Consider the following 25,285-nt stretch of genomic DNA (forward strand, 5'->3'; position numbering starts at 1 on the left):
TCACCCATCAGCTTGACCGCGCCGCGCAATCTCTTTATATTAGACTGACTAGTCGATTAAATAAAAGGACAGCCAAACACCATGCGCACCATCGATCCCGATAAACACGCGGCGCGACGCGACGCCATCCTCGCCGCCGCGCGCCACTGCTTCGCGCGCAAGGGCTTTCACCAGACCAGCACCGCCGCCATCTGCGCGCAGGCGGGCATGAGTCCCGGCAACCTGTTTCACTATTTCCCCACCAAGCAAGCCATCATCGCCGCCATCGTCGACCAGGAAGGCAACGAGACGGCCGCCTATTTCGCCGGCGTGCAAGGCAGCGCCGATGCGTACGGCGCCCTGCTCGACTTCATGGACCTGGTGCTGGCATTGGCGGCCGACGGGGACTTTGCGGGACTGGCGCTGGACATTGCCGCCGAGGCGATGCGCGACACGGATATCGCGGCCAGGGTGGCGCGCAACGACGCCAGCCTGCGCGGCGGCCTGCAAACCTTGCTGGCAGAGGCGGCGGCGGCAGGCCAGATCGACGCCGCGCTGGACGCCGCGCAAACGGCCGGCTGGATCGCCGCGCTGATCGACGGCATCTTCAACCGGGTCGCCGTCGATCCCGATTACGCGCCGCTGGCGCAGCGCGCCAGTTTGCACCTGCTGCTGGCGCGCTTCCTGCGCCCTGCCCTGGCATGAGCGCCGCCATGAAAACCCCGTCCGCGCGCATCGCCGACGTCGACGCCCTGCGCGGCTGCGCCCTGTTCGGCATTTTGGCCGTCAATATCGGCGCCTTCGCCACGCCCTGGTTCGGCCTGGGCTTGACCGATCCCGCCTTTCACGGCGGCGTCGACCGCGCCACGCATTTCCTCGTCGCGCTGCTGTTCGAGACCAAGTTCTACCTGCTGTTTTCCTTCCTGTTCGGCTACAGCTTCACCTTGCAGATGCAGGCGGCCGCGCGCGCCGACGCACCGTTCGTGCCGCGCATGCTGCGCCGGCAGGCGGGCCTGTGGCTGATCGGCGCCCTGCATGCCGTGTTCCTGTTTCATGGCGACATACTGACCACCTACGCCGTGCTGGGCATCGTGCTGCTGGCGCTGCACCGTTGCGGCGAACGCCAGGCGCTGTGCCTGGCCCTGGTGCTCGTCGCCGTCTGCGCCGCGTTCTGGGCAGGCATGGCCTGGCTGCAAAGCCTGCAGCCGGCGGGCGACGCGGCGGACAACGCCGTGGCGATGGCACAGAAGGCGGCAGCGGCGCTGGCCGCCTACCGCGCCACGCCGGCCGCCGTCGTCAATCAGCACTTGCGCGAACTGAGCGACATCTGGATCGTCCTGCTGCTGGTGCAGGCGCCGTGCGCGCTGGCCATGTTCCTGTGCGGCCTGGCCGCCGGCAAGCGCGAAATGCTGCTGCACGCGGCCGATTATCTGCCGCTGCGCCGCCGCCTGCTGCGGGCCGGCGCGCTGGCGGGCCTGCCCGGCGCCGCCTTGTATGCGTGGACCTCCGTGTATGGCGAGAGCCAGGCATGGCAGGTGGCGGGACTGGCCGTCGGCTTGGCGAGCGCGCCGCTGCTGGCGGGCGCCTACCTGGCATGCGCGCTGACCCTCTTCGAACGGCTGCGCGACGGCACGCTGTTTGCGCTGCTGGCCGATACGGGCCGCATGGCCCTGTCGAACTACCTGCTGCAGTCAGCCGTCTGCGCCTGGCTGTTCCTCGCGTATGGCGCACGCTTGATGGGCAGCGTCTCGCCGCTCGGCGCACTGGCGCTGGCCCTCATCATCTTCAGCCTGCAGCTGCCCCTGAGCCGCTGGTGGCTGCGCGGCCACGCCTATGGCCCCGTCGAATGGCTGCTGCGGGCCCTGACGATCGCCGCGTGGCCGCGCTGGCGGCGCGCCAGTGCAAGCTACTTGTAGCGGTACAGCGGCTGGCGCAGCTGGATGGGGCGGATGTCGAGGCGCAGCTTGAGCACCGAATACGCTTCCGCCTCGGTCGAGCTGTAGCCGACGCTGTTGACCGTTTTACTGAAGCGGAACTCGAAACCCAGCTCCGGGTACGGGTCGCGCGGGTTGCCGAAGGCGATGCCGATGGCTTCCTGCTGCGCGTTGTCGATCAGGTTGCCCATCAGGTCGAGCACGGCGTTGTTGCCGAGGATATCGTTGGTGAACACGGGCTCGCGCATGTCGGGCTGGTTCGGATCGAGCTTGTTGTCGGCCTTGTCCGGCGAGGGCGTAAACACGCGCGTGACGAGGTTGAATTTGTCGCCCCGGTCCAGATAGCTGATGGCAGCATTGCTGATATTGAAATTTTTCACGCCGCGGTCGCTGATGGCGCCCGACAGGTCGATCAGCAGGGCGCCGCTGTAGCCGATCACTTCCACGTCGCGCATGGCGTCGACCACCATGGCGCTGTTTTCATCGATACCCAGTCCCAGGTGATAGCCTTTTTTCAGCATCACGGGAATCATGCGCGCAAAGCGCCCGCGCACCAGCAGATGCTGGTCCACAAAAACGTCGCTGCCGATGAAGCCCAGTCCGGGCGCGATCTCGCGGCCATCCGTGACGCCCATCTTGAGCATGTCGAGCACGGGTTTGGCATCGTAGAACATGGTCGTGCTCATGATGGCCGCGCCGGCGCTGGAGCCGGCGATCACGCCGCCGTTGCGGTAGACCGACCAGATGGCTTCCAGCGCGGCCGTACGGCTGCCGTCCGGGCGCAGCAACGCTTGCGTGATGCGCCCCTGGTCGCCGCCGGCAAAATAGATGCCGGTGGCCGACTTGATCTGCGTGACGATGGCCGGATCTTCGGCCGCCTTGCGGTAATCGCGGTTGGCCAGCTTGACGGCCAGCGGCACGAAAAAGGCGTCCGCACCATATTGATTGAGCTTCCTGATGATGCTTTCACCCGATTTTTCCGGGTTCATCGCGGCCGAGGCCAGCACGGCGATGCGCGCGCCCGGACCGCCCGACAACTTGACGATGCGCTGCCACACTTCGGCATTGTCGGCGCGCAGGCCGCCGCCGATGATGACGAGCGTACCCTGCGGCGCGCTGCCGATGGCGCTGCCGCCGGGCGCCGCCACGGCATGGAAGCTGCACAATGCCAGCGCGAACAGCAGCGCGGCGCAAAAGGTGTGGTACCGGATTGAGAATAATTTCATGATGCCTTTCGAATACAAGGAAAGGGGCGCGCACTTGTTGATACCGGCGCGCGCCCTTGCTGCCAAAACTGCTGCCTGCCACCCAACTGCATCGAACTACGATACTACTTGCCGCATATGACAGCGTTGTTGCGCTATCTCCACGCTTCTATGTAAAACTGCTTACTTGAAGCTGTAATTGGCGCTGGCGTAGAAGCGCCGGCCGCGCGGGTCGGCGTAGCTGGGGTCATAGCCGGACAGGAAGAAAAATGCCTGGTTCGAGTATGGCGGACTGGTATTGAACAGATTCTGTATGCCGGCGCGCAGCTTGAACTGCTGGCTGACCGCATACGCGCCCGACATGTCCCACAGCGTGTAGGCCTTCACGCGGTTCGGCTTGACCACGCTGCCGTCGTCCGTGTTGATGGCCGAGTTCTGGTCATCGTAGCCGCTCGAATACGTGTTCGACAGGCTGGCCGAATACGGGCCATTGTCCCAGTCGAGGGTGATCGTATGGCGCCAGCGCTGCACCACGCCGTCCGTGACGAACTTGTTCAGATTGCTGATGAAGACATCGCCAGGGCTGGTCTGGATTTTTGAGCCGAGCACATAGGTGCCGCTCAGATGTCCGCCAAAGCGTCCCCACGCCGTTTTCACGCCATGCAGGTCGGCCGTGATATCGATGCCCGAGGCTTTTTGCGCACCGCGGTTTTCCTTGCGCAGCTCGATGTAGCGGATTCCATTGTCTTCGTCGCGGTGTACGAGATTGCCGTACTTGGACAGGTTGGACAGGATGATGTCGTCGCCGATTTCGCTGATCAAATCCGTGCGCCTGATGTTCCAGTAGTCGGCACTGAAGGTCCAGTGCTGGCCGGGCTCGAGCACCACGCCGGCCGTGAACTGGCGGCTGCGCTCCGGTTTCAGCTTGTCGTTGCTGTAGCGGCGCGTACGCCAGTTGTCGGCGCAGACGGAGTAGTCGTTGTTCTCGGCTTCGCAGTACACGGGATCAGGCAGGGTCGCCGTCTGGCTGTAGACAGTGGGCCGATGCAGGTCCGACATCGACGGCGCGCGGAAGCCCTTGCCGGCCGAGGCGCGCAGCAGCACCTCCTTGCTGGGCATGTAGGTCAGGCCGATCTTCGGACTGAGGGCGCCGCCCACTTGCTGGTAATGGTCATAGCGGCCGGACAGCTGCGCCTGCCATTGCTTGCTAAACGGCAATAGCAATTCACTATAGATGGCCTGCACGTTGCGGCTGTCGCTGGTGGCCACGCCGCCTTCGGGCGCGTCATCGTTGGTGATGTTACCGCTCATTAGCAATGCGGATGGCCGGAAATCCGTGCGCTCGCGCCGCACTTCGCCGCCCACCGCCAACGCCATGTCGCCGCCGCCCATGGACATCAAGGCACGCGACACCTTGAAATCGAGCGCATCCATGACGCCGCGCGCGTGCCGCACTTCGTCGTTGACCTGGATGCTCTCGAGCAGCGCCTTGCCCGCCGCACTGGAGGGGCCGAAGGGATTGATGGTGCCATCCGTGATGCCCTTTTGTAGCTGGTCTGCCAGGAGGTAGCCGTGCGTGTCCTTGTCCCTGACCACATTGACACTGTGATTCAAGCCCACGTCGTAATCCCAGCCGCCCACGGTGCCGGTGGCGCCCACCACGTAACGCTGGCTTTCGCTGGTCAATTCGCTGGTGCGCATGCCCGCTTCGTTCAGGCGGATGCGCAGGGCCAGCGTGCCGGTCAACCCGGCAGCGTTCAGCTGCGGCACCATGCTGGCGTCGATTTCGCCATCCGGCCGCGCTGTCGATCCCACGTAATAGCTGCGCGAGCGGCTCAGCGCCACCTCCGCATACAATTGGTGATCGTTATTCAGTTTCAGCACGCCGCGCGTGAGCAGGTTCTGCTTGTCCGTTTTCGGATACAGCTCGGTGTCGCCCATGTAGTTATAGGTACACGCATCGACGCCGCCCGTGCCGGCAGGCAGGTACACATTGGCCGGTCCGCTGCAGCCAGGAATCGACAGATTAATCAGGCGATTCGTGATCGGCTGGCCATTGAGCAGGAAGCCCTGCTCCTGCAGGTAGTCGCGCTGGTCGCTGGAGAGGCGGATATTTGCCGGACTGGTGTAACTGGACAGCAAATGGCCGAGGCGTTCCGGCACCTGCAGGTGCGGAATGAACTTGCGCTGCGAGGTGCTCAGACGGTCGGTTTTTTGCAGGTCGACCACGGCAAAGATATTGTAGCCATCCGTGGCCAGGTCGCCCGTGCCGGCCGTGATGCTGGCCGTGCGCTTGCCGGCGCCGCCTTCCTGCGTGCCGCTGCCGTAGGCGTTCAGCTCCACGCCCTGGTAATCCTTGCGCGTAATAAAATTGATGACGCCGCCGATGGCGTCCGTGCCGTACAGGGCCGAGGCGCCATCGAGCAGCACTTCCACACGCTGCAGGGCGGCGGCGGGAATGTTATTGAGGTCCACGCCCGCATCGTCGCCGGGCGAGGCAAAGTTGGCCATGCGCCGGCCATTGAGCAGCACCAGGGTCGACGAGGTGCCCACGCCGCGCAGGTTGGCGCTGTTGAAGCCGCGCTGGTCGCCGCCCACGTTGATGCTGACGCCATCGGTCAGGCCGCCCACGTTGGCCGACACGCGCGCCATCAGCTCGGCCGCCGTCGTCACGCCCGCCTTTTCGATCTCGGCCCGCGTGATGATCTGCACGGGCAGCGCCGTCTCCGACTCCAGCCGCTTGATGGCCGACCCCGTGATTTCCACGCGCTGCATTTTTTTCGGCGCCGGCTCCACATCCGGCCCCTGCTCTTGCGCCTGCGCGCCGCCGGCCAGCATGCCCAGCGCCGCCGACACGCTCAGGGCCCCCAGCGCCAGCCGCACGCCTTGCGCCAGCACCGATTCGCGCGGCAAGGAGCCGCCGTCCTGTTTTTTCATCTGCATAGTCATTCTCCCCGGATGTTGATGCCTGATTTTTATAATGATTTTGGGACTGCCTTGCGTTGCTTTGAAGCTGTTTTCCGCGCGCCTTGCACGCCATGTTCGCCGCCATACAGATAGGCGGAGATGACTTCGCTCAAGCGGGCCGCTTTTTCTACGTTCTTCCTGTTCGATACCATCAGCGCCACGGCCAGCGCCTCGATCATGGCCAGCGCCGTGCTGGCGCTGCTGGGCAGGACGGGATGCGTGCTTTGCGCATACAGCGCGTGGTCGGCCAGTTCGCCCAGGGGCGACGCGGGCGAGTCGGTGAGCGCCACGATGCAGGCGCCGCGGTCGCGCGCGAAGCTGGCCAGGCCGATGCAGTCGAGCGTGTAGCGGGGGAACGAGATCACCACGAGCACGTCCTGCGCCGTCAGGTTGACCAGGTGACCGGCCGCCACTTCCGAGCCGCCGATGCCCACCACATCCACCACGTGCGGGCAAAACGGCTGCAGATGCTGCACCAGCATGCCCGCCAGGTTGGCCGACAGGCCGAAACCCATCACGTACACGACCTTGGCGCGCGTCAGGCGACGCACCACGGCCAGCATGGCGGGCGGCGACAGGGCATCGGACGTGGCGGCGATGTTCGCGGCCGCATATTCCAGGCTTTCCGTGATGGGCGAGGTGGCGCGCGCGCGCCGTTCTATCGTGCGGCGCAGTTTGTCGACCGGCTGCAGCAGCGATTGCAGGGTTTCGGCCATGGCGCCGCGCATGGCCGAGTAATTCTTCTGACCGATATCGCGCGCGAAGCGACTGATGGTGGCCGTCGACACCTGGCAGCTGTCGGCCAGTTCCTCGATGCCCAGCGCCGTCACGCGCATCTGGTTGCGCAGCAGGTAATCGGCGATCTGCCGCTGCGAAGCCGAGCCGCCGGCCAGCACGTGCATCAGCGCCTGCCCCAGCGGCGATTGCGCGAAGGCGGCATCGGGCGACGCCAGCGTGGTGGCAAGTGGCGTGGGGGCGCTGCTTCTGGCAGGACTGGCGGATGCTCTCATATCACTGGCGGCCTGTATTCTTGGGCACTGCTGATCACTGGCGGAGGGGGAAATCGGGTCGCTGGAACTTACTGTACTCATATCAAAAAGAAAACTCAACAAATATTTGTAAAAGGATTTTCATTGATTTACTTCGTGAAAATATTGCTACATAATCGACCGGAATCCATCAACCATGCACCTTTTCGGGGCGCCCACCATGCAAGTACAGCAGCATTCCATCTCCACCGCGCACGCCAGCATGTCATGCCAATTGAGCAGCTTCCACTTCGGCACCGCGGCCGCCACCAGCTGCAGCGGCAAGAAGGTCTACATCCAGGCGGCCCTGCACGCGGACGAGGTACCGGGCATGCTGGTGTCGCAATTTTTGCGCCGCGAACTGCTGGCGCTGGAAGCGGCCGGCAAGGTGCACGGCGAAATCATCCTGGTGCCGGCCGCCAACCCGATCGGCCTGGCGCAAGCCATCCATGGCGCGCCGTTCGGCCGTTTCGACCTGACCACCGGCATCAACTTCAACCGCGCCTACCGCCACGTGGCCGATGAATTGAAAACCACGCTCGATGGCCAGCTGGGGCAGGATGCGCAAGCCAACGTGGCGCTGATACGCGAGCACGCGCGCGCCGCCGTCGCCGCCTGGCAGCCGGGCACGGATGCGGAGACGCTGAAGAAAACCCTGCTGGGCATGGCCATCGACGCCGACATCGTGCTCGACCTGCATTGCGATAACGAGGCAGCCCTGCACATCTATACCGGCACGCCGCTGGCGGCGCAGATCGCGCCCCTGTCCGCGCTCCTGGGTGCGCGCGCCGTGCTGCTGGAACTGGCAGCCGGCGAAGAGCCGTTCGACGAAGCCTGCAGCCGCTTGTGGTGGGATCTTGACGCGCACTTCGGCGGCCGCTATCCGATTCCCGCCGCCTGCCTGTCGACCACCGTCGAACTGCGCGGCGAGGTGGAGGTGAGCTACGCCCTGGCCGAACGCGACGCCGCCGCCCTGCTGCGCTTTCTCGCCATCGAGGGCGTGCTGGACATCGCCGGCGCCGGCGACGACCTGCCCGCGCCGCAATGTACGCCAACGCCGCTGGCGGGCGTGGAACCGATTCTCGCGCCGCATCACGGCGTGCTGGTCTACCTGCGGGAAATGGGCGACGTATTGGCCACCGGCGACGCGGTGGCCGACCTGATCGACCCCGTCAGCGGCGAGACGACAACCTTGCGCTGCACGGTCGCCGGCGTCTTTTTTGCGCGCAGCGCCCACCGCCACGTCCTGCGCGGCATGAACGTCGGCAAGGTCGCAGGCAGCATCGCCTTCCGCGGCGGCAGCCTGTTGAGCCAATAAATGTCACAAAAAAGCGCCATGAGAACATTCAAGCTTCCCAATACCTTCGTCCTGCTGTGCGCCATCCTGGCCATGATCGCCCTGGCGACCTGGCTGGTGCCGGGCGGGAAATTCGACACCCAGCTGGTCAACGGCAAGCAGCTGATCATCCCCGGCACGTTTCATTACGTAGCCAACAAGCCGCAGGGACTGGCCGCGCTGATGATGGCGCCCATCAAGGGCTTCGTCGACGCCAGCCTGATCATCGGCTTCGTGCTGATCGTCGGCGGCGCCTTCGCCGTGCTGCAAAAAACGGAAGCCTTCGACTCGCTGATCAAGGCCATCGCCAAGGCCCATACCAGTTCGCGCTTCGTGCGCGCCGCCATCATCCCCGTCTTTTTCACGATGTTTTCGCTGGGCGGCGCCACCTTCGGCATGAACGAGGAAGCGATTCCCTTCATCCTGATCTTCGTGCCGCTGGCCCTGGCCCTGGGCTACGACACCATCACGGGCGTGTCGATACCCTTCATCGGCTCGCAGGTGGGCTTTTCCGCCGCCTTTTTAAATCCGTTCAACGTCGGCATTGCGCAGGGCATTGCCGGCGTGCCGATCTTTTCCGGCATCGGCTACCGCCTGATCGTGTGGGCCATCGCCACTGCCGTCAGCATCGTGTTTTTGATGTGGTATGCGGCGCGCATCAAGCGCCATCCGGAAAAAAGCCCGACCTACCTGCTCGATATCGAAAAGCGCAGCGAACATTCGATGGACCTGGACAGCTTTGCCGGCATGACGCGCACGCACCGCGCCGTGCTGTGGATCTTCATGGCGACCTTGCTGACGATGGTCGTCGGCGTCGTCAAGTACGACTGGTTCATCGATGAAATCGCCGCGTTGTTCCTGGTGATGGCCATCATCGTCGGCCTGGTCGGCCGGCTCGACATGGACAGCCTGGTCGCCTCCTTCGTGCAGGGCGCGCGCGACATGGTCAGCGTGGCGCTGGTCATCGCGCTGGCGCGCGGCACCATGATCCTGGCGCGCGACGCGCAGATCATCGACACCATACTGCATGCATTGACGCCCCTGGTGGCCTCGTCGAGCCCCGTCTTCGCCGCGCAAAAGATGTTCTTCATGCAGTCGGTGATCAACTTCTTCATCCACTCGGGCAGCGGCCAGGCGGCGCTGACCATGCCCATCATGGCGCCGCTGGCCGACCTGGTCGGCGTGACGCGCCAGACGGCCATCCTGGCCTTCCAGTTCGGCGAATTCACCACGCCGATGATCCCCACGTCCGGCATCACCGTCGGCGTGCTGGCGCTGGCGCGCGTGCCCTGGATCACGTGGGCCAAATGGATGATCCCGCTGCAGCTGATCTACCTGGTGCTGGCGCTGCTGCTCTTGATTCCGCCCTGCCTGATGCACTGGCAGTGAGCGCCGGTCCAGCTGCTCAGGCAATCAACGCTGGTAGATATCCGGCACATACCGCTCCATCAGCGTCTCCGGCCTGAGCGGCGCCGTAAAGCCGTAGCGCGCATACAAATCATGCGCCGTGCTGGTGGCCAGCATGAAACGGCGCAGGCCCTGCAAGCCGGGATGCGCCGTCACCGCCTCCATCAGGCGCTGGCTGTAGCCGCGGCCGCGGTATTCTTCCAGCACATACACGTCGACCAGATAGGCAAACGTGGCGTAGTCGGTGACCACGCGGGCAAACGCCACCTGACGGCCGTCCAGCGTGCCGCCAAAGCAGAGCGAATGGTCGATAGCGCGCTGTACGGTAGCCAACGGGATGCCGATGGCCCATGTCGATTGCGTGCTGAGAAAATGGTGAATGGCTGGAACGTCGAGTTCCGCCTTGTCGGTGCTGATCATCAAATGTGACATCGCGCAGGCCCTGCTATCGTTGAAAACACGATCATCGGCCTTTTTGCTGCGGCTGTCACCAGGGCTCGATAGAACCGGGGGCGCCGCCCGTTCTGCCCGTCCATGATGCGGTGTTGCTGTTTGCTGCCGATGCTTCTTGTACTGCCTGCATGGCACTGCCGCGCTTACAGGGCGGCTTTTTCTTCGGCGCTCAAACGCTTGGCGCTGACGTACACCGTGTGCATGGTGGCTTGATCGGCGCTGGCGGCGATGGGGGCCGGCGCGGCGCGGAACTTCGGCACGGCGGCGGTGGCCAGGCTGGTGGCGGCAGCGACGGCGATGATGGCAACGAAGATGGCTTCCATGTTTTTAGCGATGTTCATGATGGTGTCCTTTGGGTGGCTGGTTGTGTGCTGCGATGATTGAACTGTAGGCCGATCGCCCCTGAACTGCCATCGGATTGCGACCAAACGCACGATTCGCGGGACAGAATACAAAAAGCCCCGATGAAACGCACAACAGGCACCCGGCGTGGCATTTGAGGCTGGCCAGCCCCATTCCTGGCCATTTCAGCGACCTGCAAACCCCTAAAAGCCCTACCGCCGGCCAACCTTGTTTATAATCGCCGTACACTAAAGGACTTCTTTCATGACTGATCAATTCTCCAAAAAGGGCGAAGCCTGGTCGGCCCGGTTTTCCGAACCGGTCTCGGACCTCGTCAAGCGCTACACAGCTTCTGTATTTTTTGACAAGCGCCTGGCGCTGTTCGACATCGAAGGTTCGCTGGCCCATGCGGAAATGCTGCATGCGCAAGCCATCATCAGCCCGGCCGACTACGCGGAAATCCAGCGTGGCATGGCGCAAATTTCGCAGGAAATCGCCGCCGGCCAGTTCGAATGGCTGCTGGACCTGGAAGATGTCCACCTGAATATCGAAAAACGCCTGACCGAACTGGTGGGCGATGCGGGCAAGCGCTTGCACACGGGCCGTTCGCGCAACGACCAGGTGGCCACCGACATCCGCCTGTACGTGCGTTCCGCCATCGACGACATCAGCGCCCTGCTGGCGACGTTGCGCAGCGCGCTGACGGACCTGGCCGAGCAGCATGCCGACACCATCATGCCGGGCTTCACCCACATGCAGGTGGCCCAGCCGATCACTTTCGGCCACCACATGCTGGCGTATGTCGAAATGTTCGGCCGCGACGCCGAGCGCATGGCCGACTGCCGCAAGCGCGTCAACCGCCTGCCGCTGGGCGCCGCCGCCCTGGCCGGCACCACCTTCCCCATCGACCGCCTGCGCGTGGCAAAAACGCTGGGCTTTGACGACGTCTGCCACAACTCGCTCGACGCCGTCTCGGACCGCGACTTCGCCATCGAATTTTGCGCCGCCTCCGCCGTGCTGATGATGCACGTGTCGCGCATGGCCGAAGAGCTGGTGATCTGGATGAGCCCACGCATCGGCTTCATCGACATCGCCGACCGCTTCTGCACCGGCTCGTCGATCATGCCGCAAAAGAAAAACCCGGACGTGCCGGAACTGGCGCGTGGCAAGACGGGCCGCGTCTACGGCCACCTGATTGGCCTCTTGACCCTGATGAAAGGCCAGCCGCTGGCCTACAACAAGGACAACCAGGAAGACAAGGAACCGCTGTTCGACACCGTCGATACCGTCATCGACACACTGCGCATCTTCGCCGACATGGCCGGCGGCATCACGGTGAAACCGGAAGCGATGCGCGCGGCGGCCCTGCAAGGCTACGCCACGGCGACCGACCTGGCCGACTATCTGGTCAAGAAAGGCTTGCCGTTCCGCGACGCCCATGAAGCGGTGGCCCTGGCCGTGCGCGCCTGCGTCGATGCCGGCTGCGACCTGGCCGACCTGTCTTTGGAGCAGCTGCGCGCGTTTTCGCCGCTGACCGGCGAAGACGTATTCGAGGTGCTGACCCTGGAAGGCTCCGTTGCCGCGCGCGACCACGTGGGCGGCACCGCGCCACGCCAGGTACGCGAAGCGATCGCCCGCGTGCGCACGCAGCTGGAAAAATAAAACCGGTTCTTGCCGGCAAGCGCCCCGCTGCAGCGATGCAGCGGGGCGTTTTTCATTGGCTATGTCACCATCAGATGTGGGAGTGCTCCCAGCGTTGCCTTCAATAATGTTTCCGGGGAGCGGATGCGCCCGGCGTCCAGTATCCAGCGCCAGCCCAGGTAATTCGGCAGGTAGCGCGTCGCCACGCCGTGAAAGGGGCCTAGCCATGCCCGCAAGCGGCTGTGATACGCGTTGACGTTCTGCACGTGGGCGGCGCCCTGCACGCGGATGCCGGCGCGCACATTGACGGCCTGGTGGCTGATTCCCGCTTCCTTGGCAAAGGCGCGATAGGCGGCATGGCCATCGGTGAGCAACAGGATATCCTTGTCGATCATGGGCAACAAATAATGGCGCACTTGCGCCTTCGTCAGTGCTCCTTTTCTGGTGACGAAATCGAGGGTCTGCCCCGTGCGGTCGCGCGCCACCAGGATGCAGACCTGCTCATTGGAAATGCCACGCCGGCGGGCATGACCGCCACGGCGGCGCGCCGGACGCGTCAGATGCCGCGCGCCCTTTTCTGACTCCAGCACATACAGCTCGTCCGCTTCGGCGATGCCATGCAGGCAATGGGGCCGGTCCGTCTTGGCCAGGCTTAAAAACCGGTGGCGCCAGCGAAAGGTGGTGTTGCGGTGCACGCCCAGTTGTAACGCCGCCTTGCGCACGGAATCTGATGCCAGCAGGCAATCGGCGTAATCAAGCCACAGTGATTTATGGCGCAAGCGCGCCAGCGGCGTGCCGGTGAGCGCATTGAAGGTGCGGCCGCACGGCACGCAACGGTAGCGCTGCAGTCCGTGCGCATGGCCATGCAGGTGAGCATGACTGCTATTGCAGGCGGGACAGTGTAACCGCTGCCGGGCCACGCTTTCGATCAGTGCCGCGGCAGCGTCCTGCGGTGCGTTTCCTCGCAGCAGAGAGATACCCGCCATGCGCTGGCGACGGCTCAGTGCGGCGAACTGGGCGATGAAGGTTTTCCATTGAGCTATCTGCATGAAAGGCTCCCGTTTGTCTGCGATGCACAGTCAGACAGCGGGGATACAGGAAGATTCCTGAACTTCCCCTACTTAACGGGGACAGAGCCTTTTCATTGCGCGACGATTTTCGACAATACGGAAAAGGCCGCGCCCGTCTGCGACGCTTCCAGCAGCAAGGTCAGTTCCGTATACGTGCAAATGATGTTGATCAGGTTGATGCGCTCCCAGGCCAGGCGCTTGAGGATGGCGTGATACACGCCCGGCGTATAGCAGGTTTCAGCCGCCAGGTGCAGGGTCACGGCCGTCACCCGCTCCAGGCGCGCCAGTTCCTGCTCTTCACCGAACACCTCCTCCACCAGCGCGTGCAGCGAACGGCTGCAGATCACCATCACCTCGTTGACGCCGCGCGTAATGGTGATGAATGTGCCCCGCTGCGGCGCTGCCAGCGCCAGCAACTGGCGCTGGCAGGCATACGTCTGGTCGGAATAGCGGTAGGTAACAACCATCAATTCGCTGCGCGTGGACAGTTCGCCCGCGCGGTGCGCCAGCACGATCTCGCCGTTTTTCTGCTGCGGCATCCGCTCGGCCAGGCGGCGCAGCGCCATCACCACGGCGGCCTGCCCCACCGGTTTCCATAAGTCGGTCTGCAATTGCGGCTGCAGCTGGCGCGCCAGCTCCGACAGGTTGAGCAAGCCACGGCCCAATCCCTCGCTGAGAAAGGCCGATTCCATCACGATCTGTTCCACTTTGGTCGCTATCGAAAGCATAGTTCGTCGGGCCGGTGATTCCGGTGCACGCACCAGGAGCCGGCAACCCTTCCTGAAAAAAAGATGCACTGCGCCAGCGGCCGCGCCGGGCGGCACGGTCGGACTTACAGAAAAGAATCCCCTCGCGGGGGAAGAGCCGGCTGGCGGCCGCTAGGAAGGCGGATGCAGCATGAGTGCCGCTCCAGAGGGGAAATGGCTGAAACCAACAGCAGAAAACAGAACTGACGTCATGTGAAACTCCCGATTTTTTTCCCGATGCGCTGTATCTGGACGCGGTCATTGCCGCGTGCGCTTTTTTTGTCTTCGCGTGCTCCGCTGGGGGGCAATGCGAAGAGCTAGTGTAGATCGCAACATTTAGAAAAGGCAACAGTGTTTTTCCAACAGAGCGCGCCAATAGGGGTAGTAGTCCAAAACAAAAGTTGCAGCTTGTGGTAGATCAAACTTTCCAACGATGCGATGCCGATAAATGTTCAATTCTTAACAAAAAATCGCCTGATGACCCATTTCTTGAATTTTTTGACATGGCGATCTCGACAAGTTTAGTGTCCCCCTACCCGGCGTCATGCCACCACAAAACGGCAGGCTATCCGCCCACCGCCAGGCGCGCCGGGGTGGCCATCAGGCATCGCGGCCAGCTCATTCACCATTTCCTTAACCGATACCATGGAGCAGAAATGAATTTACGTTTGACGATAGTTGCCGCATCCATCGCCGCCCTGCCGCTGATGGCCACCACGGCCGATGCCGCCACCCCGCTGCCACAGACCCTGATGGCCGCGCCGGTCGCCCTGGCTTCTCCACAAGAGACCGCCAGCCTGGTCAACAAGCTGGCCGCGCAGGCACGCAGCCGCGGTCTGAATACCGAGCATGGCTTTGCCGTCGGCGCCCAGCATCCGGGCGTCAGCGGCACGCGCGTGAGCCGCGTACAGCACACCTACAAGGGCTTGCCCGTCTTCGGTTCCGAGACGGTGGTGGTCAGCAACAGCGCCGGCGACATCGTCAGCGAATCCATGTCGGACCGCGCGTCGGGCCTCGGCAGCGGCGGCGTCAATTCCGTCACCCGCAGCGCCACCACCGATATCGACACCACGCCGGCCGTCAGCGCCGCCGCCGCCATTGCCGCTGCCGTAAAAAGCATCGGCGTGCCGGCCGTCGACCATGTGCCGCCGCATGCGCAGCTGCTGATCTATCCCGTGATGAAAACCGTGCGCGTGGCCGGCGCCGAGAACAAGTCGGAAGCCGCGCTGAACGCCCTCGACGTGCAGGACGTGGTCGACCACTATGAGCTGGCCTACCTGGTGCAGACGCGCATGATCAGCGGCAGCAAGCCCGTCTACTACGACACCATCGTCAGCGCCCGGGATGGCCGCATCCTGCGTCAATGGAAAGCCCTGAAAACCGTCGCCGGCATCGGCAACAGCCAGTACAACGGCCAGGTGCCGCTCAACACCACGCTCACGGGCAGCACCTACACCATGAAGGACCCCAGCCGCGGCACGGGCGGCAGCTTCGGCGGCATGGCCATCACGAATGCCAACCACGGCACCACCTCGGGCAGCGTGTACAGCAACACCAGCAATACCTGGGGCGACGGCCAGCAATACATCAGCGGCGGCAGCACCACCAACGCCAACGGTCAGACGGCGGCCGTCAATGCGATGTGGGGCTTGATGAACACCTACGACACGCACAAGAACGTGCTGGGCTGGTCCAGCCTGGACGGCAACAACACGGCCACCCACATCGCCGCCCATGTCAACACGGCCTACGACAACGCCTATTACGACAGCAACTGCAAATGCATGTACATCGGCGACGGCGGCAGCGCGTTCAACAACCTCGGCTCCATCGACGTGATCGGCCATGAGATGGGTCACGGCATCACGGACGCCACCTCGGGCCTGATCTACTCGCAGGAGTCGGGCGGCTTGAACGAATCGAGCTCGGACATCGCCGGCGAGATGGTGGAAGCGTATGCGCGCGCCGGCGGCACGGGCACCACGATTCCGAACACGGGCAACGATTGGATGACGGGCAAGGAGATCGCCAAGAACGGCCAGCCGCTGCGCTGGCTGTACAAGCCGAGCAAGGATGGCAGCAGCCCGAATGCGTGGAGCAGCACCATCAAGAACCTCGACGTCCACTACAGCAGCGGTCCGAACAACCGCATGTTCTACTTCCTGTCGCAAGGCTCGAACTCCACGTCCAGCAGCGATTACTACAGCTCCTACCTGAACAAAAGCCCGCTGGCAATGACCGGTATCGGCAGCGACAAGGCTTACCGCATCTGGTTCAAGGCCGCCACCACCAAGTTCACCTCGTCGACCAACTACGCCGACGCGCGCAACAAGGTGCTGCAGGCAGCCGAGGAACTGTATGGCGTGGGCAGCGCGGAATCGATCGCCGTCAAGCGCGCGTATGCGGCCATCAACGTGGGTACCGACGTCGATGAATCGACGACGGGCGGCGCGGTGACCATCACCAGCCAGCCGGCCAGCATCACCGTCGCACCGGGCGCCACCGCCTCGTTCGCCGTGGGCGCGGGCGGCGGCACGGCGCCGTACACCTACAAGTGGTACCGCAACGGCGCCGTGATCAGCGGCGCCACGTCGCCGGCCTACAGCTTCACGGCCGTGGCGGCCGACAGCGGCGCCGTGTTCAAGGCCACGGTGACGGATTCCTCGTCGCCCGCCGTGACGGCCACGTCGAACAACGCTACGCTGACGGTGGGCACCAGCAGCGCCACCGAAAGAGTGACGAACGGCGGCTTCGAGGCCGGCGCCACGGGCTGGAGCGGCACCACGGGCGCCATCGGCACGTTTACGGGGCAAACCGCGTACGAAGGCACGCAGTACGCCTGGCTGGGCGGCAATGGCGTCACGGCCAGCGAATCGCTGACGCAAAGCGTGGCCATTCCGGCCGCCGCCACGTCCGCCAGCCTGAGCTTCGCGCTGCATATCGACACGGCGGAAACGGGCAATACCGTGTACGACAAGCTGGTCGTCACCGTGAAGAACAGCGCCGGCACGGTGCTGGGCACCCTGGCCTCGTACTCGAACGTGAACAAGGCGGCCGGCTACCAGATCCGCACTTTCGACCTGATCGCCTACAAGGGCCAGACCGTGCAGATCTCGTTCGCCGCCACCGAGGACGCGTCGCTGCAAACCTCGTTCGTGATCGACAAGGTCAGCCTGGTTACCCAGTAAGCGGCTGAACATGCGGGCAAGTCATCGAAACGAGGCTTGCCCGCACAGCACGATTGATTTCCTGGCAATTCCAGTCTACCCTGAGGCAGTGATTGCATCTTGCCTGCTGCCGGTACCCGCGACGAATTGAACTTTTTTGGATGGTTCCTGACCGATGCCTACTTCGACCTTGTCCGCACGCGCTTTCCCCCATTCCAGCTTGTCCATTTTTACGCCTGCCACCATGCTCGCCTGAGCCGGCCATGCAGTTCCACCTCCAGGTGCAGGGCCCGGCGGGCAGCCAGGCGCTGGCCATCGACGCCGCCAGCGAGGCCGAGGCGATCCGCGCGGCCGTGCGCGGCGGCTGGCGCGTGCTGGCCGTCGATGACGGCGCCGCGCCGGACGCGGGCGCCGCGCTGCGCCCCGGCAAACAAGGCTTGCCCCTGCTGCAATTCAGCCAGGAGCTGCTGGCCCTTCTCGAAGCGGGCCTGAACCTGGGCGAGGCCATGGCCACCCTCCACAACAAGGAAACGCGCCCGGGCGCGAGGAGCACCCTGGCCGCCATCGTGCTCACCCTGCAGCAGGGGCAAAGCTTCTCCGACACCCTGGCCGATTTCCCCGATATCTTCCCCGACATTTACATCGCCACCGTGCACGCGGCCGAACGCTCGGGCAACCTGCCCGAGGCGCTGGCGCGCTTCGTCGCCTACCAGCTGCAGTTCGACGCCATCCGCAAAAAACTCATTTCCGCCGCCATCTACCCGTGCATGCTGCTCGTCGTCGGCGGCCTGGTGACCCTGTTCCTGCTCGGCTATGTGGTGCCCAAATTCAGCGTCGTCTACGAAAGCTCGGGCCGCGAAATTCCCTGGATGTCGCAGATGCTGCTCGGTTTTGGTCAGACCCTGGCCGCGCATCCGCTGCTGTGCGCCGGCGCGCTGGCCGCCGCCGTCGGCGCCGTGGTCTTCGGCATCGCCAATGCCGGCGCGCGCCAGGCCCTGGTCTTGCGCCTGCTGCGCCTGCCCGTGCTGGCCGGGAAGGCGGCCGAATTCCGCCTGGCGCGCTTCTACCGCGCCCTGAGCCTGCTGCTGCACGCGGGCATCCCGCTGCACAGGGCGCTGGCCATGGTCGGCCCCATGCTGCTGCCGGCGCAGCAGGAGCAGCTGACGCAGGCGCGCCGCGCGGTGCAGGAAGGCATGCCGTTTTCCACCGCGCTGGAACAGGCCGGCATGGCAACGCCGGTGGCGCAATCGCTGCTGAAGGTGGGCGAGAACACGGGCCGCCTGGGCGACATGCTGGAACGCTCGGCCAAGTTCCACGACGAGGAATTCGCCCGCTGGGTGGACTGGGCTTCACGCCTGCTTGAGCCGCTCTTGATGACCATCATCGGCGTGGTGATCGGCGGCGTGGTGGTGCTGATGTACATGCCGATCTTTGAACTGGCGGGGAGCTTATCTTGACGGTTTTACCATGAGGAGCTTGCCATGAACGCGCGCGACGAAGAACGGGCCGTGCTCGATGCGTCCATGCTGCGCCGCGCCCATGCCAGTGCACTGGAACAGGGCCGTCCGCAGATGGCCGTGCTGCAGGAAACGGCGGCCCTGCCGCCCGAAGTGTTTTTGCGCCAGCTGGCCGCCCTGTTCCGCTACCCGGCCTGGACGATGGCCGAACTGCAGGCCGCCCTGCCCGCCTTTGCCCTGCTGCCCTACACCGATTGCGCCCAGCGCGACTGCGTGCTGCTGCAACCTGGCGTTCCGGGCGCGCCGCCCGTGCTCGTCATCGGCAATCCCTTCAGCGAGGACCTGCTGCAATGGGCCGACTTCGCCCTGTCCACGCCCTTCACGGTGGCGCTGGCGCATCCGGACGACCTGGCCGCCTACCTGCAGCAGCAGGAAAGCGTGCAGCAGGCGATGCAGGAAATGCAGCATGGGGATGATCTTCCGGGCCTAGACCAGAGCATCGAAGACATCTCGCTCATCCGCATCAGCGAAGACAGCAGCCCGGTCGTGAAACTGGTGAACTCCACCATCTACGATGCCCTGAAATTCCAGGCCAGCGACATCCACCTCGAATGCGACGTGGCCAGCCTGGTCATCAAATACCGCGTCGACGGCGTGCTGGTGCAGGCGGGCCAGGTGCAGGGGCTGCAGATGGCCGAACAGATCATCTCGCGCATCAAGGTCATGGCCGACCTCGACATCGCCGAGCGCCGCATCCCGCAGGATGGCCGCTTCAAGGTGCGCGTGAAAGGGGCGGAGATCGACTTTCGCGTTTCCATCATGCCCAATATCTTTGGCGAGGATGCCGTGCTGCGCCTGCTCGACCGGCGCGCGCTGACGGAAGCGGCGCAGGCGCTGCGCCTGGAAAGCCTGGGCCTGAACGAGGATGCCATCGAACAGATCCGCCGCCTGGCCGCCAAGCCGCACGGCATGCTGCTGGTGACGGGCCCCACAGGCTCGGGCAAGACCACCACGCTGTACGCGGCCATCACGGAAATCAATACGGGCCGCGACAAGATCGTCACCATCGAAGACCCCGTCGAATACCGGCTGCCGCGCGTGCTGCAGATACCCGTCAACGAAAAGAAGGGGCTGACGTTCGCGCGCGGCCTGCGTTCCATCCTGCGCCACGATCCCGACAAGATCATGATCGGCGAAATCCGCGACGACGAAACGGCGCAGATCGCCGTGCAGGCGGCGCTCACGGGCCACCTGGTATTTACCACCGTGCACGCGAACAACGTGTTCGATGTGGTCGGCCGCTTCCTGCACATGGGCGTCGATGCCTACAGCTTTGCGGCCGCCCTGAACGGCATCGTGGCGCAGCGCCTGCTGCGCCTCAATTGCGCCCATTGCGCCATCGACGCCAGCGCCGAGGTGCTGGCCGACGCGCAGCAGCTGCGCGACAGCGGCCTGGCCCTGCATCAGGTGCAGGACTGGCAATTCATGGCCGGCAAGGGCTGCGGCCACTGCCGCGGCACCGGCTACAAGGGCCGCAAGGCCGTCGCCGAGGTCTTGATGCTCAGCGATACGATGCGCGAAATGATCTGCACGCGCGCGCCCCTGAGCCAGATGAAGGAAGAGGCGGCGCGCAACGGCTTCCGCCTGGCGCGCGAGGCGGGCCTGGACCTGGTGCGGCGCGGAGAAACCACTTTAGCGGAGCTCAATCGTGTCACTTATTGAACGCCTTACCCGCGCCACCGTGTGCCTGCACCTGGCCCCGCACGGGCTGCACGGCGTGCTGCGCCGCGCCGGCCGCCCCTTGCCCGACAGCGCCTTCCACCTGCCCATTGCGAATCCCGACGCCAGCTGGGAAGTCGCGCTGGCCGCCCTGCGCGGCTGGCTCGAACACGATGGCGGCAAAAAAATGCCGCTGGCCGTCAGCCTGGCCAGCCGCTGGTGCGCCATGCTGATGGTACCGTGGAGCGGTGCCTTGCTCGACCGGAGCAGCGCCCAGCGCTTCCTGCACAGCCAGTTCGGCGCCGTGTATGGCGAGGGGGCGCGCGCCTGGCGCCTGGTCGCCGACGACGCTCCATACGGCACGCCGCGCCTGGCCTGCGGCATCGATGCGGCCCTGCTGCAAGGCGTGCAGGACGCGGCCGCCGCACATGGCCGGCGCTGCCTGTCCATCGAACCGATCGCCGGGCCGGCCTGGCGCAGCATCGCCGGGGGAAAACCCGCCGCCTTCGCCCTGGTGGAAGCGGGACGGCTGCTGCTGGCAACGACGGGCGGCGGACGCATCACGGCCCTGCACAGCCAGTCCTGCGCCGCAGCCTGGGGCGACGAACTGGACCGGGCATGGCGGCGCTGGAACTTGCGCGCGCCGCAGCTCGACGCCATCGAACACGTGGCCCTGATCGACTTGAGCGGCGTGCCGCAGGCGAACGTGCCAGAACGCTTCGTGCCCATCGCCGTGGCCGGCGCCGCCCACCTGATGCGGGAGGCCGCATGGGCCTGAGCCGCCTGGAATTCCTGCCGCCCGGCGCCGCGCAGACGTTCAAGGGCTGGCGCCTGGCCCTGTGCCTGGCGGGCGGCTTGATGCTGCTGCCGGCCGCCGTGTACTGGCTGGTGCAGGCGCAGGAAACGCGGCGCCTGGAGGCGCAGTTGGCGCAGCTGCAGCCCGCGCGTCCCGTGCGTGCTCCGCTCTCGGCAAGCCAGCAGCGCGAGCGCGACCTCGAACTGAAACAGGTGGCCGCCGCCGTGCGCCAGCTCAACCTGCCCGTCACGCGCCTGGTCAGGACGGTGCAGGCGCCGCGCGACGTGCGCGTGGCCCTCCTGGGGCTGGACCTGAATGCGCAGCAGGGACAGGATGGCGCCAGCGTGCTGAAAATCGCCGCCGAGGCGGAAACCCCGCAGGACATGCTCAACTACCTGGCCTTCCTGAACCAGCAGCCCATGTTCAGCTCCGTGTATCTGCTCAAGCACGAGATGAACAGTCACGCGAACGCCCCCGAACACCCTTACCGTTTTCAGCTGGAGGCGCAATGGCGGCAATAAAACCTGTGTTAAAAGCCGGCACACCCGTGGCCCGCGCACGCCTCCACTTGCATATGCCGCCGCGCGTGGCGTGGGAAACGGCGCGTCTATGGCGTGCCCTGGGCTGGCCCAGCGCCATCGGTGCGGCCTGCCTGGCGCTGGCCGCCGTCGCCGTGCAGCAGGGCGAGGCGCTGGCCGGACGCCAGCAGCCATTGCGCGCGCAGCTGGCCGTGATGGCGAAACAGGCGGCGCTGCCGCCGGCGCCCGTCACGCTCGACGCCGATGCGGACAGCCTGGCCGCCTTTCACGCCTACCTGCCCGCGCACGACAGCATTCCCGAGCAGCTGAAGGCCTTGCTGGAAGTGGCGCAAAAGAGCGGCGTCACCCTGGCCAAGGCCGACTACAAGCCGCAGGAAGACGGCAACACGGCCTTTTTGCGCTACCAGATCACCTTGCCCGTGAAGGCCGAATACGCGCAGCTGCAAACCTTTATCGTCGACGCCCTGCAGGCGTTGCCCACGCTGACGCTCGACTCCGTGCTGTTCAAGCGCGAGCAGATCGAAGCGGGCGAGATCGATGCACGCATCCAGTTCATCCTGCTGGTCAAGAAGCCGGAGGCGCGCCGATGAAAAAAGCCGTACTGGGGGGCGCCGCCGTGGCGACCTTGCTGGCCGCCCTCTTCGCCCCGGAGGACGAAGGCAGCATCGTGGGGCCGGCCACTGCCACGCCGCGCCAGGTGGAACGGGTGGCGGTCGCGCCCCTCGTCGTCGCCACTGCCGCTGCGCCAGCCAATCGCGCGCTGGCCATCGAACCGCGCCGGGGCCTCGATGACGAAGAAGCGGCCACCCTGTTCGCCAAGCAAAGCTGGCAGCCGGAGACGCCGAAAAAGATCATGCTCGACCAGCAGGCGGCGCAGGCCACGCGCACTGTCGCCGCCGTCGATGCGAACGCACCGCCGCCTTTGCCCTTCCAGTTCCTTGGCCGTTTCGTCGACGAAGGCAAGGCCGCCTATTTCCTGCAGGCGGGCGAACGCAACGTGGTGGCGCGGCCCGGCGACACGCTCGAAGAGCGCTACCGCTTCGACGGCGTGGTGCAGGGCGCCCTGCAATTTACCTATCTGCCGCTCAACCTGAAACAGACACTCGCCGTAGGGGATATCAATTGAAACGACGCACACCACGTACTGGCATTACCCTGCTGCCGATGCTGTCCCTGCTGGCCGCCTGCGCCGGCAACCAGGCCTATACCGACGGCCAGGCCATGCTGGGCGCCGGCCGCACGGAACAGGGCCTGGCCCTGCTGGAACAGGCGGCGCAGGCCGAACCGACCAACGCCAAGTACCGCATCGCCGTCACCAACGGCAGGATGCGCGCGCTGAACAACCTCAATGGCCGCGCCGAGGCGCTGCGCCAGCAGGGCAAGCTGCCCGAAGCGCAAGCGCTGTACCAGCAGGCGCTGGCGCTGGACGCCAGCAACGACGTGGCGCAGCGGGGCCTGGCCGGCGTGGCGCAGGATGAACGGCACCGCAAGCTGGTGCAGGAGGCGCAGTCCAGCTACCAGCGCGGCGGCGAAGCGAATGTCGCGCAGGCGCAGGAAGCCTTGCGCCAGGTGCTGCAGGAACGTCCCGCGCAGCGCGAGGCGCTGGCCCTGAAAGGCCGCATCGGCGACGAGCTGGCCAAAAGCCGTCCGGCCGGCGGCAAGCTGGCGGCTGCCTACCGCAAACCCGTGACGCTCGAGTTTCGCGACGCGCCCCTGCGCTCCGTGTTCGATCTTCTCAGCAAGGTGTCGGGCCTGAACTTCGTCTTCGACAAGGAAGTCGATCCCGCCCTGCGCGCCACCATTTCCGTGCGCGACACCAGCATCGAGGAAGCGATCGCCATGCTGCTGGGCGCGAACCAGCTCGAGCAAAGCGTCACCAGCGACAAGTCGATCACGATCTACCCGAACACGCCGCAAAAGGTAAAGGATTACCAGCAGCTGGTGGTACGCACTTTTTTCCTCGCCAATGCGGACGTCAAGACGGTGGCGTTCTCCATCAAGACCCTGCTCAAGGCCAAGGATGTCGTCACCGACGAGCGCCTGGGCATCATCATGCTGCGCGATACGCCGGAAATGGTGCGCATGGCCGAGCGCATCATCAACGTGCAGGACCTGGCCGACCCGGAAGTGATGCTGGAAGTCGAGGTGCTGGAAGTCAAGCGCACGCGCCTGATGGAACTGGGCGTGCGCTGGCCCGACCAGGCCAGCCTGACCCTGGCCGGCGTCGCAGGCAGCACGGGAGGCCTGGGCGGCCTGAAGGTGGCGGACCTGCACCGCATCAATGGCGACAATATCAACCTGGGCATCGGCGGCGTCACCCTCAACGCCAACAAGACGGACAGCGACAGCAATATCCTGGCGAACCCGCGCATCCGCGTGCGCAACAAGGAAAAGGCGAAGATCCTCATCGGCGACCGCGTGCCCGTCATTACCGTCACGACGAATAACGGCGTCAGTTCCGACAGCGTCAACTACATCGACGTGGGCCTGAAACTCGACGTGGAACCGAACGTCTACCTGGACGACGAAGTGGCCATCAAGATCAACCTGGAAGTATCGAACGTCGTCAAGGAAGTGATCAGCAAAACGGGCACGCAGGCTTACCAGATCGGCACGCGCAGCGCCTCGACCGTGTTGCGTTTGAAAGATGGCGAGACGCAGGTGCTGGCGGGCCTGATCAGCGACGAAGACCGGGGCACGGCCAACAAGGTACCCGGCGTGGGCGAACTGCCCGTGCTGAACCGCCTGTTCGGCAGCCAGAAGGATGACGCCATGCGCAGCGAGATCGTGCTGTCGATCACGCCGCGCCTGCTGCGCAGCATCCGCCGCCCGGACCTGATGACGGCCGAATTCAACTCGGGCACCGAGGCGTCCGTGGGCGGGCGCGCCAGCGTGGGCGGCACGCCGGAAGCCATCGCCGCGCCCGAGCAAGCCCCTGCGCGCGCCGGCTCGCCCATGACGGGCGGCGACGAGGCGCCCGCGGCAGGCGACAAGTCCGGCAAAGGTGGCCAGTGAGGTGGCCAGTGAAAGAGCGGGGCTTTACCTTCATCGAACTGATGATCACCCTGGCCATCATGGCGACCTTGGCCACGGTGGCCGTGCCGATGGCGCAGGTGGCCTTGCAACGGGCCAAGGAGCAGCAATTGCGCAGCGCCCTGATCGAGATGCGCGAAGCAATCGATGCCTACAAGCGCGCTTCGGACAATGGCCGCATCAAGCTGTCGCTGGGCGCTTCCGGCTATCCGAAAAAACTCGAGGAACTGGTTGAGGGCGTGCCCGACCAGCGCAGCCCGTCGAAGCAGAACATCTACTTTTTGCGCCGCTTGCCGCGCGACCCGTTCCAGCCCAGGGAAGCCGGCAGCGCGGCCGACAGCTGGAGCAAGCGCGCCTATGCCTCGCCGCCCGACAATCCCAGCGAAGGCGAAGACGTGTTCGACGTCGCCTCGCGCTCGACCAAGGTGGGCCTGAACGGCGTGCCGCTCAATCAATGGTGACCGCC

Annotated in this window: 21 protein-coding genes; 14 read left to right on the forward strand and 7 right to left on the reverse strand. The window is 65.0% G+C overall.

The window, feature by feature from the left end:
* Positions 1–81 precede the first annotated feature (81 nt).
* On the forward strand, positions 82–684 hold the full coding sequence (locus tag D9M09_RS23180; protein ID WP_070311597.1) for a TetR/AcrR family transcriptional regulator: 603 nt from the start codon (positions 82–84) through the stop codon (positions 682–684).
* A gap of 8 nt (positions 685–692) precedes the next feature.
* Positions 693–1,895: a DUF418 domain-containing protein gene (locus tag D9M09_RS23185; RefSeq protein ID WP_121671208.1), complete on the forward strand. Its 1,203-nt coding sequence runs from the start codon at positions 693–695 to the stop codon at positions 1,893–1,895.
* On the opposite strand, the gene D9M09_RS23190 is transcribed toward D9M09_RS23185, so the two are convergent.
* From D9M09_RS23190 to D9M09_RS23200, 3 genes are all read right to left on the reverse strand, one after another.
* On the reverse strand, positions 1,886–3,139 hold the full coding sequence (locus D9M09_RS23190; RefSeq protein WP_070224311.1) for a cyanophycinase: 1,254 nt from the start codon (positions 3,137–3,139) through the stop codon (positions 1,886–1,888). The genes D9M09_RS23185 and D9M09_RS23190 overlap by 10 nt on opposite strands.
* A gap of 162 nt (positions 3,140–3,301) precedes the next feature.
* Positions 3,302–6,061 (reverse strand): TonB-dependent receptor, encoded by a 2,760-nt coding sequence (locus tag D9M09_RS23195; protein WP_070288637.1) that lies wholly within the window; start codon positions 6,059–6,061, stop codon positions 3,302–3,304.
* Between the two features lie 32 nt (positions 6,062–6,093).
* Positions 6,094–7,095, reverse strand: coding sequence for a MurR/RpiR family transcriptional regulator (locus tag D9M09_RS23200; RefSeq protein WP_121670488.1), 1,002 nt, complete (start codon positions 7,093–7,095; stop codon positions 6,094–6,096).
* A gap of 175 nt (positions 7,096–7,270) precedes the next feature.
* Between D9M09_RS23200 and D9M09_RS23205 the strand changes: the two genes are divergently transcribed.
* Positions 7,271–8,431, forward strand: a complete 1,161-nt coding sequence (locus D9M09_RS23205; RefSeq protein WP_240453451.1) for a succinylglutamate desuccinylase/aspartoacylase family protein — start codon at positions 7,271–7,273, stop codon at positions 8,429–8,431.
* A gap of 18 nt (positions 8,432–8,449) precedes the next feature.
* Positions 8,450–9,838 (forward strand): YfcC family protein, encoded by a 1,389-nt coding sequence (locus tag D9M09_RS23210; RefSeq protein ID WP_162995779.1) that lies wholly within the window; start codon positions 8,450–8,452, stop codon positions 9,836–9,838.
* Between the two features lie 24 nt (positions 9,839–9,862).
* Here D9M09_RS23210 and D9M09_RS23215 read toward each other — a convergent pair whose 3' ends face one another.
* Positions 9,863–10,288, reverse strand: a complete 426-nt coding sequence (locus D9M09_RS23215; protein WP_070311750.1) for a GNAT family N-acetyltransferase — start codon at positions 10,286–10,288, stop codon at positions 9,863–9,865.
* Between the two features lie 164 nt (positions 10,289–10,452).
* Positions 10,453–10,650 carry a hypothetical protein gene (locus D9M09_RS23220; RefSeq protein WP_070288640.1) on the reverse strand — a complete coding sequence of 66 codons (198 nt, stop codon included), beginning with the start codon at positions 10,648–10,650 and terminating at the stop codon, positions 10,453–10,455.
* Positions 10,651–10,915: 265 nt separating this feature from the next.
* Between D9M09_RS23220 and argH the strand changes: the two genes are divergently transcribed.
* Positions 10,916–12,313, forward strand: a complete 1,398-nt coding sequence (gene argH, locus D9M09_RS23225) for an argininosuccinate lyase (RefSeq protein ID WP_070288641.1) — start codon at positions 10,916–10,918, stop codon at positions 12,311–12,313.
* Between the two features lie 59 nt (positions 12,314–12,372).
* Here argH and D9M09_RS23230 read toward each other — a convergent pair whose 3' ends face one another.
* Together D9M09_RS23230 and D9M09_RS23235 are read right to left on the reverse strand one after the other, a co-directional pair.
* Positions 12,373–13,341, reverse strand: a complete 969-nt coding sequence (locus tag D9M09_RS23230; protein WP_121670490.1) for an IS1595 family transposase — start codon at positions 13,339–13,341, stop codon at positions 12,373–12,375.
* 92 nt (positions 13,342–13,433) lie between these two features.
* Positions 13,434–14,090 (reverse strand): hypothetical protein, encoded by a 657-nt coding sequence (locus tag D9M09_RS23235; RefSeq protein ID WP_070224268.1) that lies wholly within the window; start codon positions 14,088–14,090, stop codon positions 13,434–13,436.
* Positions 14,091–14,764: 674 nt separating this feature from the next.
* Between D9M09_RS23235 and D9M09_RS23240 the strand changes: the two genes are divergently transcribed.
* The 9 genes from D9M09_RS23240 (at position 14,765) to D9M09_RS23280 (ending at position 25,280) form a co-directional block, all read left to right on the forward strand.
* Positions 14,765–17,296, forward strand: coding sequence for a M4 family metallopeptidase (locus D9M09_RS23240; RefSeq protein WP_121670491.1), 2,532 nt, complete (start codon positions 14,765–14,767; stop codon positions 17,294–17,296).
* A 242-nt stretch (positions 17,297–17,538) separates the two neighbouring features.
* Positions 17,539–18,732, forward strand: a complete 1,194-nt coding sequence (locus D9M09_RS23245) for a type II secretion system F family protein (protein ID WP_121670492.1) — start codon at positions 17,539–17,541, stop codon at positions 18,730–18,732.
* Positions 18,733–18,756: 24 nt separating this feature from the next.
* Positions 18,757–20,454, forward strand: a complete 1,698-nt coding sequence (locus D9M09_RS23250; RefSeq protein WP_121670493.1) for a GspE/PulE family protein — start codon at positions 18,757–18,759, stop codon at positions 20,452–20,454.
* Positions 20,441–21,229, forward strand: a complete 789-nt coding sequence (locus D9M09_RS23255) for a hypothetical protein (protein ID WP_162995780.1) — start codon at positions 20,441–20,443, stop codon at positions 21,227–21,229. The genes D9M09_RS23250 and D9M09_RS23255 overlap by 14 nt, the downstream gene beginning before the upstream one ends.
* Complete coding sequence (locus tag D9M09_RS23260) at positions 21,220–21,768, forward strand: hypothetical protein (protein WP_121670495.1); 549 nt, start codon at positions 21,220–21,222, stop codon at positions 21,766–21,768. The genes D9M09_RS23255 and D9M09_RS23260 overlap by 10 nt, the downstream gene beginning before the upstream one ends.
* A gap of 26 nt (positions 21,769–21,794) precedes the next feature.
* Positions 21,795–22,376: a type 4a pilus biogenesis protein PilO gene (gene pilO, locus D9M09_RS23265; protein WP_240453452.1), complete on the forward strand. Its 582-nt coding sequence runs from the start codon at positions 21,795–21,797 to the stop codon at positions 22,374–22,376.
* The gene (locus tag D9M09_RS23270; RefSeq protein ID WP_070224261.1) at positions 22,373–22,912 is read left to right on the forward strand and encodes a hypothetical protein; all 540 of its coding nucleotides are present in this window, start codon (positions 22,373–22,375) and stop codon (positions 22,910–22,912) included. The genes pilO and D9M09_RS23270 overlap by 4 nt, the downstream gene beginning before the upstream one ends.
* The gene (locus tag D9M09_RS23275; RefSeq protein ID WP_240453453.1) at positions 22,909–24,801 is read left to right on the forward strand and encodes a secretin and TonB N-terminal domain-containing protein; all 1,893 of its coding nucleotides are present in this window, start codon (positions 22,909–22,911) and stop codon (positions 24,799–24,801) included. Before D9M09_RS23270 ends, D9M09_RS23275 begins: the two co-directional genes overlap by 4 nt.
* Positions 24,798–25,280: a type II secretion system protein gene (locus D9M09_RS23280; RefSeq protein WP_071654440.1), complete on the forward strand. Its 483-nt coding sequence runs from the start codon at positions 24,798–24,800 to the stop codon at positions 25,278–25,280. Before D9M09_RS23275 ends, D9M09_RS23280 begins: the two co-directional genes overlap by 4 nt.
* Positions 25,281–25,285: the final 5 nt, after the last annotated feature.

Source organism: Janthinobacterium agaricidamnosum (genome assembly GCF_003667705.1).
In the GTDB taxonomy this organism is placed as follows: Bacteria; Pseudomonadota; Gammaproteobacteria; order Burkholderiales; family Burkholderiaceae_D; genus Janthinobacterium.

Excerpts from the sequence above, each read along its gene's own strand:
- D9M09_RS23240 (WP_121670491.1), top strand. The coding sequence starts at position 14,765 with ATGAATTTACGTTTGACGATAGTTGCCGCATCCATCGCCGCCCTGCCG.
- D9M09_RS23245 (WP_121670492.1), top strand. The coding sequence starts at position 17,539 with ATGCAGTTCCACCTCCAGGTGCAGGGCCCGGCGGGCAGCCAGGCGCTG.
- D9M09_RS23190 (WP_070224311.1), bottom strand. The coding sequence starts at position 3,139 with ATGAAATTATTCTCAATCCGGTACCACACCTTTTGCGCCGCGCTGCTG.
- D9M09_RS23220 (WP_070288640.1), bottom strand. The coding sequence starts at position 10,650 with ATGAACATCGCTAAAAACATGGAAGCCATCTTCGTTGCCATCATCGCC.
- argH (WP_070288641.1), top strand. The coding sequence starts at position 10,916 with ATGACTGATCAATTCTCCAAAAAGGGCGAAGCCTGGTCGGCCCGGTTT.
- D9M09_RS23205 (WP_240453451.1), top strand. The coding sequence starts at position 7,271 with ATGCACCTTTTCGGGGCGCCCACCATGCAAGTACAGCAGCATTCCATC.
- D9M09_RS23195 (WP_070288637.1), bottom strand. The coding sequence starts at position 6,061 with ATGCAGATGAAAAAACAGGACGGCGGCTCCTTGCCGCGCGAATCGGTG.
- D9M09_RS23180 (WP_070311597.1), top strand. The coding sequence starts at position 82 with ATGCGCACCATCGATCCCGATAAACACGCGGCGCGACGCGACGCCATC.
- D9M09_RS23210 (WP_162995779.1), top strand. The coding sequence starts at position 8,450 with ATGAGAACATTCAAGCTTCCCAATACCTTCGTCCTGCTGTGCGCCATC.
- D9M09_RS23270 (WP_070224261.1), top strand. The coding sequence starts at position 22,373 with ATGAAAAAAGCCGTACTGGGGGGCGCCGCCGTGGCGACCTTGCTGGCC.
- D9M09_RS23200 (WP_121670488.1), bottom strand. The coding sequence starts at position 7,095 with ATGAGAGCATCCGCCAGTCCTGCCAGAAGCAGCGCCCCCACGCCACTT.
- D9M09_RS23260 (WP_121670495.1), top strand. The coding sequence starts at position 21,220 with ATGGGCCTGAGCCGCCTGGAATTCCTGCCGCCCGGCGCCGCGCAGACG.
- D9M09_RS23215 (WP_070311750.1), bottom strand. The coding sequence starts at position 10,288 with ATGTCACATTTGATGATCAGCACCGACAAGGCGGAACTCGACGTTCCA.
- D9M09_RS23185 (WP_121671208.1), top strand. The coding sequence starts at position 693 with ATGAAAACCCCGTCCGCGCGCATCGCCGACGTCGACGCCCTGCGCGGC.
- D9M09_RS23250 (WP_121670493.1), top strand. The coding sequence starts at position 18,757 with ATGAACGCGCGCGACGAAGAACGGGCCGTGCTCGATGCGTCCATGCTG.
- D9M09_RS23230 (WP_121670490.1), bottom strand. The coding sequence starts at position 13,341 with ATGCAGATAGCTCAATGGAAAACCTTCATCGCCCAGTTCGCCGCACTG.
- D9M09_RS23235 (WP_070224268.1), bottom strand. The coding sequence starts at position 14,090 with ATGCTTTCGATAGCGACCAAAGTGGAACAGATCGTGATGGAATCGGCC.